This is a genomic window from Enterobacter cloacae complex sp. BZL2005 (assembly GCF_049238885.1).
GTDB classification, from domain to species: Bacteria; Pseudomonadota; Gammaproteobacteria; order Enterobacterales; family Enterobacteriaceae; genus Enterobacter; species Enterobacter roggenkampii.
The window spans coordinates 14,344-27,637 of the sequence record NZ_JBMKGI010000011.1; the positions used below are offsets into that span (position 1 = coordinate 14,344).

The 13,294-nt window shown below is 59.4% G+C and carries 11 protein-coding genes and 1 pseudogene; 9 read left to right on the forward strand and 3 right to left on the reverse strand.

Annotated features, from left to right (window positions below; genetic code table 11):
- Positions 1–530 precede the first annotated feature (530 nt).
- From arcA to ACOTXI_RS17275, 5 genes are all read left to right on the forward strand, one after another.
- Positions 531–1,751, forward strand: a complete 1,221-nt coding sequence (arcA, locus tag ACOTXI_RS17255; RefSeq protein ID WP_008501384.1) for an arginine deiminase — start codon at positions 531–533, stop codon at positions 1,749–1,751.
- A 10-nt stretch (positions 1,752–1,761) separates the two neighbouring features.
- Positions 1,762–2,673, forward strand: a complete 912-nt coding sequence (gene arcC / locus ACOTXI_RS17260) for a carbamate kinase (protein ID WP_021240672.1) — start codon at positions 1,762–1,764, stop codon at positions 2,671–2,673.
- A 26-nt stretch (positions 2,674–2,699) separates the two neighbouring features.
- A complete protein-coding gene (gene argF, locus ACOTXI_RS17265) occupies positions 2,700–3,704 on the forward strand; it encodes an ornithine carbamoyltransferase (protein WP_008501386.1) in 1,005 nt (334 codons plus the stop codon).
- A gap of 47 nt (positions 3,705–3,751) precedes the next feature.
- Positions 3,752–5,155, forward strand: coding sequence for a YfcC family protein (locus ACOTXI_RS17270; protein ID WP_008501387.1), 1,404 nt, complete (start codon positions 3,752–3,754; stop codon positions 5,153–5,155).
- An 80-nt stretch (positions 5,156–5,235) separates the two neighbouring features.
- Positions 5,236–5,715 carry an arginine repressor gene (locus ACOTXI_RS17275; RefSeq protein WP_025912003.1) on the forward strand — a complete coding sequence of 160 codons (480 nt, stop codon included), beginning with the start codon at positions 5,236–5,238 and terminating at the stop codon, positions 5,713–5,715.
- 3 nt (positions 5,716–5,718) lie between these two features.
- Here the strand turns inward: ACOTXI_RS17275 and ACOTXI_RS17280 are convergent.
- Positions 5,719–5,836, reverse strand: a pseudogene (locus ACOTXI_RS17280) (hypothetical protein).
- Here ACOTXI_RS17280 and ACOTXI_RS17285 point away from each other — a divergent pair.
- The 4 genes from ACOTXI_RS17285 (at position 5,816) to ridA (ending at position 7,821) form a co-directional block, all read left to right on the forward strand.
- Positions 5,816–5,920: a pyrBI operon leader peptide gene (locus tag ACOTXI_RS17285; protein ID WP_022646880.1), complete on the forward strand. Its 105-nt coding sequence runs from the start codon at positions 5,816–5,818 to the stop codon at positions 5,918–5,920. The pseudogene ACOTXI_RS17280 and the gene ACOTXI_RS17285 sit on opposite strands and share 21 nt — an antisense overlap.
- Before the next feature lie 34 nt (positions 5,921–5,954).
- On the forward strand, positions 5,955–6,887 hold the full coding sequence (gene pyrB / locus ACOTXI_RS17290) for an aspartate carbamoyltransferase (RefSeq protein ID WP_008501389.1): 933 nt from the start codon (positions 5,955–5,957) through the stop codon (positions 6,885–6,887).
- A 12-nt stretch (positions 6,888–6,899) separates the two neighbouring features.
- A complete protein-coding gene (gene pyrI / locus ACOTXI_RS17295) occupies positions 6,900–7,361 on the forward strand; it encodes an aspartate carbamoyltransferase regulatory subunit (RefSeq protein ID WP_008501390.1) in 462 nt (153 codons plus the stop codon).
- A gap of 73 nt (positions 7,362–7,434) precedes the next feature.
- Positions 7,435–7,821, forward strand: a complete 387-nt coding sequence (gene ridA, locus ACOTXI_RS17300) for a 2-iminobutanoate/2-iminopropanoate deaminase (protein WP_008501391.1) — start codon at positions 7,435–7,437, stop codon at positions 7,819–7,821.
- Between the two features lie 51 nt (positions 7,822–7,872).
- Here ridA and ACOTXI_RS17305 read toward each other — a convergent pair whose 3' ends face one another.
- Positions 7,873–10,257, reverse strand: a complete 2,385-nt coding sequence (locus ACOTXI_RS17305) for a beta-N-acetylhexosaminidase (protein ID WP_058654285.1) — start codon at positions 10,255–10,257, stop codon at positions 7,873–7,875.
- A 199-nt stretch (positions 10,258–10,456) separates the two neighbouring features.
- A complete protein-coding gene (mgtA, locus tag ACOTXI_RS17310; protein ID WP_058654286.1) occupies positions 10,457–13,165 on the reverse strand; it encodes a magnesium-translocating P-type ATPase in 2,709 nt (902 codons plus the stop codon).
- Between the last annotated feature and the right edge of the window lie 129 nt (positions 13,166–13,294).

Below are 13,294 nucleotides of genomic sequence, written 5' to 3' on the forward strand. Positions count from 1 at the left end.
ATTTATGCAGTCATTATGCATATCTTCAGCTCTTCGTTATCCCGCCCTTGCGCTAACTCATTGATCGTCAGGCCTTAACAACAAAACTGGCTACCGCTTCACATTTTAGCACTTTGATAATTTGCTATTAAATTCAATAAATATTTATTGATTTTCCTTAAGCCAAAAATAGTTAATTAGCAATATTGCATAGTCATTCCACGAAAACCACAAAGACATTTAAAACCAATATCTTAACAAAATATTTCAAAGCATTAAATTCTACAAAACACTAACAACTGCAAATAATGACAACGGATAGTGCTTAGCTATTCACCTCGCCAGAATAGCCAATTAATCATTATCTGATGCGAATCATGCAAATGAAAACAAACCGCTTAATATCCATTTTCGCGTGAGCAATATCACAATACGGATTATTTAACTGCCTAGTATGAACCACGAAATCAATTGAGCTTAGCCGCCATGCAATTAAATACATGACATGGCGCATGCCCTTTTTATTCTGAAAAACAGTTAAAGGAATAATTATGGAAAAGCATTACGTCGGTTCTGAAATTGGTCAATTGCGTAGCGTTATGCTGCACCGCCCAAATTTAAGTCTGAAACGGTTAACCCCCTCAAACTGTCAGGAGCTGCTATTTGATGACGTGCTCTCGGTTGAGCGGGCGGGTGAGGAGCATGACATCTTCGCCAACACGCTGCGCGAGCAGGGGGTGGAAGTCCTGCTGCTGACCGACCTGCTGACACAAACCCTTGATATCGCTGAGGCGAAAGCCTGGCTGCTGGAGACGCAAATCTCTGATTACCGCCTCGGCCCAACCTTTGCTGGCGACGTACGCGGCTGGCTGGCGGATATGCCGCACCGGGAACTGGCGCGCAGATTAAGCGGCGGATTAACCTACGGTGAAATTCCGGCGGCCATTAAAAATATGGTGGTGGATACCCACACGGCGAATGATTTTATTATGAAGCCACTGCCGAACCATTTATTTACCCGCGATACCTCCTGCTGGATCTATAACGGCGTCTCTATTAACCCAATGGCCAAACCGGCCCGTCAGCGTGAAACCAATAACCTGCGGGCAATATATCGCTGGCACCCGGCGTTCGCCGACGGCGATTTTATTAAGTATTTCGGCGACGAGAATATTAATTACGACCACGCCACCTTAGAAGGCGGCGACGTATTAGTCATTGGCCGCGGTGCGGTATTGATCGGCATGTCCGAGCGCACGACGCCGCAGGGCGTGGAGTTCCTCGCCAACAGCCTGTTCAAACACCGCCAGGCCGAGCGCGTCATCGCCGTTGAGCTGCCCAAACACCGCTCCTGCATGCACCTCGACACCGTCATGACCCACATCGACGTGGATACCTTCTCCGTCTACCCGGAAGTGGTGCGCAAAGACGCCCAGTGCTGGACGCTCACCCCGGACGGACGCGGCGGCCTGCTGCGCACCCAGGAAACCGACCTGCTGCACGCCATTGAGAAGGCGCTCGGCATTAACCAGGTACGTCTGATCACCACCGGCGGCGACGCCTTTGAGGCCGAACGCGAGCAGTGGAACGACGCCAACAACGTCCTGACCATCCGCCCCGGCGTGGTGATTGGCTACGAGCGCAACGTCTGGACCAACGAGAAGTACGACAAAGCGGGTATCACCGTGCTGCCCATCCCGGGCGACGAACTCGGACGCGGCCGCGGCGGCGCGCGCTGCATGAGCTGCCCGCTGGAACGCGACGGAATTTAAAGGAGCCATCATGGAACGAAAACCCACTCTGGTTGTGGCCCTGGGCGGCAACGCGCTGCTCAAGCGCGGCGAACCGCTGGAAGCGGAGATCCAGCGCCAGAACATCGAGCAGGCCGCCCGCACCATCGCCGGCTTAACGGCGCAGTGGCGCGTGGTGCTGGTGCACGGCAACGGGCCGCAGGTCGGGCTGCTGGCGCTGCAGAACAGCGCCTACGACAAAGTCACGCCCTACCCGCTGGACGTTCTTGGCGCCGAAAGCCAGGGAATGATCGGCTACATGCTCCAGCAGGCGCTGAAAAACAGCCTGCCGCAGCGGGAGGTGAGCGTTCTGCTCACCCAGGTAGAAGTGGACGCCGCCGACCCGGCCTTCAGCAACCCGACCAAATACATCGGCCCGGTGTACAGCGAAGCCCAGGCAAAAATGCTGGCCGCAGAGAAAGGCTGGGTGTTTAAGGCCGACGGCAGCTACGTCCGCCGCGTGGTGCCCTCTCCGCAGCCGAAGCGCATCGTTGAGAGCGACGCCATCACGGCGCTGATCCAGCGCGACCACCTGGTGATCTGCAACGGCGGCGGCGGGGTGCCGGTGGTGGAACAGGCCAACGGCTATCGCGGGATCGAGGCGGTAATCGATAAAGACCTCTCCGCCGCCCTGCTGGCGCGCCAGATCGAAGCCGATGCCCTGCTGATCCTCACCGATGCCGACGCGGTGTACCTCGACTGGGGCAAACCAACCCAGCGTCCGCTGGCGCAGGTGACGCCGGAGCTGCTCAGGGGCATGCAGTTCGACGCCGGATCGATGGGGCCGAAGGTGGCCGCCTGCCGCGAGTTCGTTGAAGCCTGCAATGGGATAGCCGGGATCGGCGCGCTGGCCGACGGCGCGGAGATCCTCGCGGGCGAGAAAGGCACGCTGATTCGTAACTGAACACTCATTTTAAAAAGGATTTACCCATGACCATCAACCTGAAAAACCGCAACTTCCTCAAACTGCTGGACTACACCCCGGCGGAGATCCAGTACCTGATCGACCTCGCCATCGAGCTCAAGGCCGCCAAAAAAGCCGGGCGCGAGAAGCAAACCCTGGTCGGGAAAAACATCGCCCTGATCTTTGAAAAAACCTCCACCCGCACCCGCTGCGCCTTCGAAGTGGGCGCGTTCGACCAGGGCGCGCAGGTCACCTATCTCGGCCCAAGCGGCTCGCAGATTGGCCATAAAGAGTCGATGAAAGACACCGCCCGCGTGCTGGGCCGCATGTACGACGGCATCGAATATCGCGGCTACGGGCAGGCCATCGTCGAAGAGCTGGGCGAGTACGCGGGCGTGCCGGTGTGGAACGGCCTGACCGACGAGTTCCACCCGACCCAAATTCTCGCCGACCTGATGACCATGCTGGAGCACTCCCCGGGCAAAACTCTGCCGGAGCTGAGCTTTGCCTATCTCGGCGACGCGCGCAACAACATGGGCAACTCCCTGATGGTCGGTGCGGCCAAGATGGGGATGGATATCCGCCTCGTGGCGCCGAAATCCTTCTGGCCGGAAGCGGGCCTGGTTGAGCAGTGCCGCGCCATCGCCAAAGAGACGGGCGCGCGCATCACCCTCACCGACGACGTGGAAGAAGGCGTGCAGGGGACCGATTTCCTCTACACCGACGTGTGGGTCTCCATGGGCGAGCCGAAGGAAGCCTGGGCCGAGCGCGTCAGCCTGATGAAGCCGTATCAGATTAACGCCCAGGTGATGAAGGCCACCGGCAACCCGAACGTCAAGTTCATGCACTGCCTGCCGGCATTCCACAACGAGCACACGAAGGTGGGCCGCGAAATCGAGATGGCGTACGGCCTGAAGGGGCTGGAGGTGACGGAAGAGGTCTTTGAATCACCGAACTCCATCGTCTTCGACGAAGCAGAGAACCGCATGCACACCATTAAAGCGGTCATGGTGGCGACACTCGGCGACTAATCACCGCCCGGCGCGCCGCGGGGTGCGCCGGGTTTCAGGAGAACATCATGGGCAAGTTCAAGTTTCCCTCCGCTTACACCATTCTCTTTTTTCTGATTGCCGTCGTGGCCGTGCTGACGTGGATTGTCCCGGCCGGGCAGTACCATATGGCAATGAACGAGGCGCTCGGCAAAGACGTCCCCGTTGCAGGCACCTACGCGCACGTCGCGGCGCATCCGCAGGGGCTGGTTTCGGTGCTGATGGCGCCGATTGCCGGGCTGTACGATCCGGAATCCGGCCAGGCCGGGGCGATCGACGTGGCGCTGTTTATTCTGATCATCGGGGGATTCCTCGGGATCGTCACCAAAACCGGGGCGATTGACGCCGGGATCGAGCGTGTGACCACCCGGCTGCGCGGACGCGAGGAGTGGATGATCCCGATCCTGATGGCGCTGTTTGCCGCAGGCGGCACGATTTACGGTATGGCCGAAGAGTCACTGCCCTTCTATACCTTACTGGTGCCGGTGATGCTGGCCGCGCGGTTCGATCCGGTTGTCGCCGCCTCTACCGTGCTGCTCGGGGCGGGGATCGGCACCCTCGGCTCCACCATTAACCCGTTTGCCACGGTGATCGCCGCCAACGCCGCCGGGATCCCCTTCACCAACGGCATCGCCCTGCGCGTGGCGCTGCTGGTCATCGGCTGGATCATCTGCGTGGCGTGGGTGATGCGCTACGCCCGCAAGGTGCGCAAGGATCCCTCGCAGTCCATCGTTGCAGACAAGCAGGAGGAGAACCTCGCCCATTTCCTCGGCAACAAGGGCGAACAGTCCCTGGAATTCACCCCGGTGCGCAAAATCATCCTGGTGATTTTCGCCCTCGCCTTCGCGGTGATGATCTACGGCGTGGCGGTGCTGGGTTGGTGGATGGCGGAGATTTCAGCGGTGTTTCTCGCCAGCGCGATCATCGTCGGCCTGATTGCCCGCATGAGCGAAGAGGAGCTGACGTCGACGTTTATCAACGGCGCGCGAGATTTGCTGGGCGTCGCGCTGATTATCGGCATCGCGCGCGGTATCGTAGTCATCATGGATAAGGGCATGATTACCCACACCATTTTGCACAGCGCGGAAGGGCTGGTCAGCGGGTTGTCCACGGTAGCGTTTATCAACGTGATGTACTGGCTGGAAGTCGTGCTGTCGTTTCTTGTGCCTTCTTCATCCGGCCTGGCCGTTCTGACGATGCCGATCATGGCGCCGCTTGCTGATTTCGCTAACGTCAACCGCGACCTGGTGGTTACGGCTTACCAGTCGGCCTCCGGCATCGTTAACCTCGTCACGCCGACCTCTGCGGTGGTTATGGGCGGGCTGGCTATCGCCCGGGTACCTTACGTGCGCTACCTGAAATGGGTGGCGCCGCTGCTGGCGATCCTGACGGTGGTGATTATGGTGGCGTTAAGTCTGGGGGCGTTGTTGTAATTTGCCGGATGGCGCTGCGCTTATCCGGCCTACGGATCGGTGCGGTGTCACCGGTTATTTCGGGAACTGATATGGGAAACATGATGGATTACGAAGAGTACTCTCCCAAAGAACAGCTGCAGCTCACGGTGTGCCAGCGTTTGATCGCCGAAAAGAGTTACCTTTCGCAGGAAGAGATTCGCCGCGACCTGCAGGAGAGAGGGTTTGACAGCATCAGCCAGTCGACCGTTTCGCGATTGCTGAAGTTGCTCGGAGTCATAAAAATTCGAAATGCCAAAGGGCTAAAGATTTATTCGTTGAATCCTCAGCTGCGCCCTGCCCCCGACGCCGCGCGTACCGTTTCGGAAATGGTGGTCAGCGTTGAGCATAATAGCGAGTTTATCCTTGTCCATACCGTCGCCGGATATGGCCGAGCGGTGGCGCGTATTCTGGATTATCACCAGCTTCCGGAAATTTTAGGCGTGGTGGCCGGCAGCAGTATTGTCTGGGTCGCCCCCCGGGTGGTAAAGCGCACCGCGCTGGTGCATAAGCAAATTAATTATTTACTCAGAACGCATTAATATTCACAAAGAACCGTTTGCATTGAGTAAAGCGTGCATTAAATCGCTTGATCCGAAAAGCGAGCTGCGTATAATGCCCGACAATTTGCCGGGAGGAAGCATGGTCAAGCGTGTACGACATAACGTCTTACCGCGTCTGAAATCAGACGCTGGCCTGCCGTTTTTCTTCCCGTTGCTAAACCTATTCCCAGAGCCCCTCATTTGAGGGGCTTTTTTTTGCCCGGCGTCAGGAGATAAACATGAATCCGCTTTATCAAAAACACATCATTTCCATAAACGACCTCAGCCGCGAAGAGCTGGAACTGGTTCTGGAAACCGCGGCAAAACTGAAGGCCAATCCGCAACCGGAGCTGCTGAAGCACAAGGTGATTGCGAGCTGCTTCTTTGAAGCCTCGACCCGCACCCGCCTCTCCTTTGAGACCTCCATGCACCGCCTGGGCGCGAGCGTGGTGGGCTTCTCTGACAGCAGCAACACGTCGCTGGGTAAAAAAGGCGAGACCCTGGCGGATACCATTTCAGTGATCAGCACCTACGTCGACGCGATTGTGATGCGTCACCCGCAGGAGGGCGCGGCGCGCCTGGCGACCGAGTTCTCCGGCGGCATTCCGGTGCTGAACGCCGGTGACGGTGCCAACCAGCACCCAACGCAGACGCTGCTGGATCTGTTCACCATTCAGGAGACCCAGGGCAAGCTTGAGAACCTGAACATCGCCATGGTTGGCGACCTGAAGTATGGCCGCACCGTCCACTCCCTGACCCAGGCGCTGGCGAAATTTAACGGCAACCGCTTCTACTTCATCGCCCCGGAGGCGCTGGCGATGCCGCAGTACATTCTCGACATGCTGGACGAGAAAGGCATTGCGTGGAGCCTGCATGCCAGCATCGAAGAGGTGATGAGCCACGTGGATATTCTGTACATGACCCGCGTGCAGAAAGAGCGTCTGGACCCGTCCGAATACGCCAACGTGAAGGCGCAGTTCGTGCTGCGCGCCAGCGACCTGGAAGGCGCGCGCGACAACATGAAGGTGCTGCATCCGCTGCCGCGCATCGATGAGATCACCACAGACGTGGATAAAACGCCGCACGCCTGGTACTTCCAGCAGGCCGGGAACGGCATCTTCGCTCGCCAGGCGTTACTGGCACTGGTTCTGAATCGCGAATTAGCTCTGTAAGGGGAGACGACCATGACACACGATAACAAACTCCAGGTTGAAGCCATCAAGCGTGGCACCGTGATTGACCATATCCCTGCGCAGGTGGGCTTTAAGCTGCTGACGCTGTTCAAACTGACCGAAACTGACCAGCGCATCACCATCGGCCTGAACCTGCCGTCGGGCGAGATGGGCCGCAAAGACCTGATCAAAATCGAGAACACCTTCCTGACCGACGAGCAGGTTAACCAGCTGTCGCTGTACGCGCCGGACGCCACCGTCAACCGCATCGACGAGTACGAAGTGGTCGGCAAATCCCGCCCGAGCCTGCCAGAACGTATCGAAAGCGTGCTGGTCTGCCCGAACAGCAACTGCATCAGCCACGCCGAGCCGGTTTCCTCCAGTTTCGCAGTGAAAAAGCGCGCGAATGACATCGCTCTCAAATGCAAATACTGCGAAAAAGAGTTTTCTCATTATGTGGTGCTGGCCAACTAATTGAGGTTGGTAATGAAATCCCGGCTGTTATAATGGCCGGGAACATTCTTAACGCTGTAATTCTGGAGAAAACATGAGCAAAGTACTCGCGACGGAAAATGCACCAGCCGCTATCGGCCCTTACGTTCAGGGCGTTGATCTGGGCAGCATGATCATCACTTCAGGTCAGATCCCCGTAAACCCAAAAACCGGCGCGGTGCCGGAAGATGTCGCGGCGCAGGCGCGTCAGTCGCTGGAAAACGTGCAGGCTATCGTGGAATCTGCCGGCCTGAAAGTGGGTGATATCGTGAAAACCACCGTGTTCGTGAAGGATCTGAACGATTTCGCGACCGTTAACGCCACCTACGAAGCGTTCTTCACCGAGCATAACGCCACCTTCCCGGCGCGCTCCTGCGTGGAAGTGGCGCGTCTGCCAAAAGACGTGAAAATTGAAATCGAAGCGATTGCCGTTCGTCGCTAATTCGCTTTGGCGATGAAAAAAGGCAGCCCAGGCTGCCTTTTTTGTTGCTTGCTACTGATTCCGCGTGGCGCGCAGCAGCGTCTCCAGCGGATACACCGCCGCAATCACCACTTCGTCCTGCACCTTCGCCGCGTTATCCAGCTCGCTCTGAATCGAGGCGATCTCTTTGTCATCCAGCGTGCCCTGACGCGCCACCAGGTCGGTGAGCCGCAGGCCAATCGACGCCAGCTTATCCACCTCCTGGATCACCGGCTTCATCGCCTTCAGCTGATAGCTGTTTTCGCTTAAGGCCAGCGCGTCGCTGGTGTTGCTCTGCCAGCGGTTAAAGACGTGGCGCAGGGCGTCGGCGCTTTCCGTGTCTTCCGCATCGCTCACCAGACGGTCCGCCCATTTGTGCATCTGGCGCACGGTGGTGCTTTCGGCGTTCAGCGCATCCGCAAAGCGGTTGAGCGGCTCGAACTGATGGTAGTTTCCGGCCTGGAACTTCAGGTGCTGGCGGGTGTAATACTGAGCCGGTTCAATCGCCTGCGCGAGGACCTGCAGCGGCAGCGTGTCGGCATTACCGGCGAGGCGCGTGAACTGCACCTGCTGCTGGGTATGCTGCTGCAGCCCGACCGACACCGTCGACCAGCTGTCCATCGCCTGCAGGCGGGTGTACATGTTGTCGACATCGTTGACGTCCTGCGCGGACCAGAGCCGCTCCGCCACCGCAAACGTACGCGGCCACAGACGAATATCCAGCACCGGCGCCACCACGTTTTCCGCCCACAGCGCCGCTTCGCCGCCGAGCAGGTTGGACTGGTTCGCCACGTCCGGCACGACGGGCGGAACGCCTTTCGGCACGTCGTCCAGACGCGTGCCGCTAATCGGGTAGCGCGTATTCCCGACGAGGAAATAACCGGAGAGTTTGTCGTTATCAACGGTGACAACCGGGCGCGTTTCGCCCATCCAGGTATCGACGGTGAAGGTCACCTGATTGTCATCCCGCCATTCAATATCCTGCACCGCGCGGCGGGATTTCCCGGCAAAATCAATAAACCCGCGCCAGCCGGCATCCCCTTTCACCAGCGTGAAGCTCCCCTCCACCGGCTTGCCCTTCAGGCGCGGCATGGAGAAGGCCCAGCTCTGGGCGCTGTCGGTGTCCGCTATCACGTCCACGCCGTTTAACCCCTGCGGGACGATCTCGTTGCGGTAGTGATAGGCGGTGGACTGGGGCTGGTCGAGATAAAAGCCGGTCGACAGAATGCCCTTGTAGCCGTTCTGCGCCACCTGCCCCAGCGCGTCCTGGCCCTGCCAAGACTGGATCAGAATGCTTTTCGGCAGATCGGGATGGTAGATCTCATCCCAGCCGACCATCTGGCGGTGATGCTTCTCGAGGATCGTTTCCAGCCTGCGGTTGAAGTACGCCTGCAGCGCGTGGCTGTCCGCCAGCCTGTTGTCGCGCATAAACTGCTGGATGGCCGGATTCGCTTTCCACTGGCTGTCGTCCACCTCGTCGCCGCCGATATGCAGATACGGATCGGGGAAGATCGCCGCCAGTTCGCTGACCATCGCGTCGGCAAAAGCGTAAGTTGCGTCTTTTGTGGGATCCAGCACCGGCTTCAGCACGCCCCAGTGGCGTTCCATGGCGTACGGCCCCGGGGCGCTCATCAGCTCCGGGTAGGCCACGGCAATCGCCGAGGCGTGGCCCGGCATGTCGATCTCCGGCACCACGCGAATGCCGCGCTCGGCGGCGTAACGCACCACCTCGCGCATCTGCTCAGGCGTGTAGAACAGCCCGTCGCTCGCAAGCTGGGTTAATTTTGGATAACGCTTCGAGCTGAAGCGCCAGCCCTGGTCGTCGGTCAAATGCCAGTGCAGCACGTTGAGCTTCGCCGCGGCCATGCCGTCGATCTGGCGTTTGATATCCGGCAGCGGGAGAAAGTGGCGTGCCGAATCGAGCAGCAGCCCGCGCCACGGGAAGCGCGGTGAATCTTCAATGGTCACCCACGGGATCGAGGTGTTTTCCGCTCCGTTCTGCACCAGCTGGAGCAGGGTTTCCATGGCGCGCAAGGCACCGAAGCGGGTGTTGGCGGAGATGTTCACGCCGTTGGCGTCCACCGTGAGCTTATAGCTTTCATCGCTGTCCGGCAGCGGCTGCGGCTTCACCTTTTTAGCGATGGCGATGCGGATAGTTGATTTGTCTGGCTTTTCAGCCTGAGGCTGCAGCGTCCAGCCGGTTTGCAGGGCGATGCGCTGGCGCAGTCGGTTGACGGCGTCACCGAGATCGTCCCCGCTGACGCTTACAGAGACGTTGTTGCTGAGCACCAGTGCGCCCTGGGTGGTCGGGCGTTCGACCTTCGCAGGCCAGGGCATTAAGGGGAGATCCCCTGCCGGGGCGGCAAAGGCAGAGGCGCCGAGCATCAGCCCGGCGGTTAAGAGACTGTACCGTAACATGAATGTTCCTTATCTGACGGGCCAAATAAAGGCAAAACATTCTGTTAACATGCGCTCAATTTGTCGTCAAGCGAATGCGCCGACGGAGATCACAGGTTGTTGAATTTGGGAGGAAAGCTATTGCCGGGTGGCGGCTTCGCCTTACCCGGCCTACGTTCGGATCGTAGGCCCGGTAAGCGCAGCGCCACCGGGCTTGCCGTTACTGCCACCCATACCGACGCGCATAGAACCCTTTCACCATCTGGGTCAGCACCATATAACCGGCGAGGATCGCCACCAGCCACGGGAAGTAGCTCAGCGGCAGCGCCTGCAGCTGCAGGTAGCTCGCCAGCGGTGAGAACGGCAGCGCGATGCCGAGCGCCATCACAATCCCCGTCATCACAATCAGCGGCCACGCGGCGCGGCTCTGGATGAACGGAATGCGGCGGGTGCGGATCATGTGCACAATCAGCGTCTGCGACAGCAGCCCGACCACGAACCAGCCGGACTGGAACAGCGTCTGATGTTCCGGGGTGTTGGCATGGAACACAAACCACATCAGGCAGAAGGTCAGGATGTCGAAGATGGAGCTGATCGGGCCAAAGAACAGCATAAAGCGCCCAAGATCTGCCGGGTTCCAGTGCTGCGGCTTCTGGATCTGCTCGTCGTCCACGTTATCAAACGGGATCGCCACCTGAGACACGTCGTACATCAGGTTCTGGATCAGCAGGTGCAGCGGCAGCATCGGCAGGAACGGCAGAAACGCGCTCGCCACCAGCACGCTGAAGACGTTACCGAAGTTGGAGCTGGCGGTCATCTTGATGTACTTGAGCATATTGGCAAAGGTACGGCGCCCTTCAATCACGCCCTCCTCCAGCACCATCAGGCTCTTTTCCAGCAGAATGATATCCGCCGCTTCGCGGGCAATATCCACCGCCCCGTCTACGGAGATACCGATATCCGCCGCACGCAGGGCGGGCGCGTCGTTGATGCCGTCGCCCATGAAGCCCACCACGTGCCCTTCTCGCTTAAGCAGGGTGACGATACGCTCTTTGTGCATCGGCGTCAGGCGGGCAAACAGCGTCGTGCGCTGGGCCAGCTTCGCCAGTTCGTCATCAGAGAGACGTTCAATATCGCTCCCCACCACCACGTCGCCCGCGTCCAGCCCCACCTCGTGGCACACTTTGGCCGCTACCAGCTCGCTGTCGCCGGTGAGGATTTTCACGGTAATACCGCTCGCCTTCAGCGCCTTCAGCGCCGGGGCAGTGGTCTCTTTCGGCGGATCGAGGAAGGCGATGTAGCCCTCGAGGATCAGATCGGATTCGTCGATACGCTGATAATCCCCCTCCCGCGCGGGCAGGAACTTGCTCGCCACCGCCACCACGCGCAGCCCCTGACGGTTGAGGTTGTCGGTGACGCGCTTGATGCGGCGCAGCATGGTGTCGTCCAGCGGCACGATGTCGCCGTTATAACGTACCTGCGTCGACACGTTGAGGATCTCCTGCAGCGCCCCTTTGCAGATCAGCTGATGCACGTTCGGCTGCTCGCTCACCACCACCGACATACGGCGGCGCTCGAAGTCGAACGGGATCTCATCCACCTTCTGCCAGCGGCCGGAGAGCGTGCGGGCGGCCTCCTCGTCCACGCCTTCCAGCACGGCGACGTCGAGCAGGTTTTTCAGCCCGGTCTGGTAGTGGCTGTTCAGCCACGCGCTGTGCAGCACGCGCTCGCTGGTTTTGCCGGAAATGTCGGTGTGGTTCTCCAGCACGATTTTGTCCTGCGTCAGGGTGCCGGTTTTATCGGTGCAGAGAATGTCCATCGCGCCAAAGTTCTGAATGGCGTCGAGGTGTTTGACGATCACCTTCTGTTTAGAGAGCTTCACCGCCCCGCGCGCCAGCGTAGAGGTGACAATCATCGGCAGCATTTCCGGCGTTAAGCCGACCGCCACGGAGAGCGCGAACAGCGCCGCCTCCCACCAGTCGCCTTTGGTGTAGCCGTTGATCAGCAGCACGATTGGCGTCATCACCATCATAAAGCGGATCAGCAGCATGCTGACGCGGCCAATCCCTTTCTGGAAGGCATTCGGCTCGCTTTCCTGCTCGCTGACGCGCCCGGCAAGCTGACCAAACCAGGTGTTGCCCCCGGTGGCGGTGACAATCGCCTGCGCGGTGCCGCTGACGACCGTGGTCCCCATAAAGCACAGGGTGTCGCACTCGAGCGGGTTCATCTGCTGCGGGTCGCGGCTGCGCGCCACCTTCTCAACGGGGAGGGATTCGCCGGTCAGGGAAGCCTGCGCCACAAACAGATCGCGCGCCTGGATGATGCGTAAATCCGCCGGGATCATGTCCCCCGCGGCCAGCTTCACCAGATCGCCCGGCACCAGCTGGTCAATAGGCAATTCCACCCAGGCGTTTTCGCCGAGATCGTTGATCACGCGCGAGACGGTCGCGGTGTTGCTGACCATCGCCTTCAGGGCGTCCGCCGCTTTGGTGGAGCGGGCCTCCTGAATAAAGTTCAGCAGCGTGGAGATGCCCACCATCAGGGCAATCACCCCTGCGGCAAACAGATCTTCCGTCGCGTAGGAGATGAGGCCGAGCACGGTCAGCAGCAGGTTGAACGGGTTGCGGTAGCAGAGCCACAGATGCACCCACCACGGAGACGGCTTTTGCGCCGGAATGAGGTTATCGCCATGCACGGCGCGGATTTTTTCCACTTCTGCCGCGTTCAGCCCTTCCGGGTGTCCGCCAAAGGCGCGCCAGACTTCGTTTTCATCCATCGCCGCCACGTTCAGGCAGCGTTCGGTCAGGGACGCGGGGATCGCCGCCCCCGCCATGTTTTTGGCGTTTGGCAGCGGGTCGCGCTGAACAAGACGGTGTGGCAGGTGGCGGCTCAGCAGGGCCTGCAGCTGCCGGGTGATATTTTTAAACATCGTCATTCCTCCGCATCCGCAAAGGCGGACGCAGCATTTCCTTCAGGCGTGGCAAAGCCGTACCTGAGAGGCACTCAATTTTTCAAGCAGGAACGTTTGGGACGCTGCTGCCTCACATCACCGGTGAGT

Coding starts and splice junctions, on each gene's coding strand:
- arcC (WP_021240672.1), top strand. CDS start 1,762: ATGGAACGAAAACCCACTCTGGTTGTGGCCCTGGGCGGCAACGCGCTG.
- ACOTXI_RS17270 (WP_008501387.1), top strand. CDS start 3,752: ATGGGCAAGTTCAAGTTTCCCTCCGCTTACACCATTCTCTTTTTTCTG.
- arcA (WP_008501384.1), top strand. CDS start 531: ATGGAAAAGCATTACGTCGGTTCTGAAATTGGTCAATTGCGTAGCGTT.
- mgtA (WP_058654286.1), bottom strand. CDS start 13,165: ATGTTTAAAAATATCACCCGGCAGCTGCAGGCCCTGCTGAGCCGCCAC.
- argF (WP_008501386.1), top strand. CDS start 2,700: ATGACCATCAACCTGAAAAACCGCAACTTCCTCAAACTGCTGGACTAC.
- ridA (WP_008501391.1), top strand. CDS start 7,435: ATGAGCAAAGTACTCGCGACGGAAAATGCACCAGCCGCTATCGGCCCT.
- ACOTXI_RS17305 (WP_058654285.1), bottom strand. CDS start 10,257: ATGTTACGGTACAGTCTCTTAACCGCCGGGCTGATGCTCGGCGCCTCT.
- ACOTXI_RS17275 (WP_025912003.1), top strand. CDS start 5,236: ATGATGGATTACGAAGAGTACTCTCCCAAAGAACAGCTGCAGCTCACG.
- pyrB (WP_008501389.1), top strand. CDS start 5,955: ATGAATCCGCTTTATCAAAAACACATCATTTCCATAAACGACCTCAGC.
- ACOTXI_RS17285 (WP_022646880.1), top strand. CDS start 5,816: ATGGTCAAGCGTGTACGACATAACGTCTTACCGCGTCTGAAATCAGAC.
- pyrI (WP_008501390.1), top strand. CDS start 6,900: ATGACACACGATAACAAACTCCAGGTTGAAGCCATCAAGCGTGGCACC.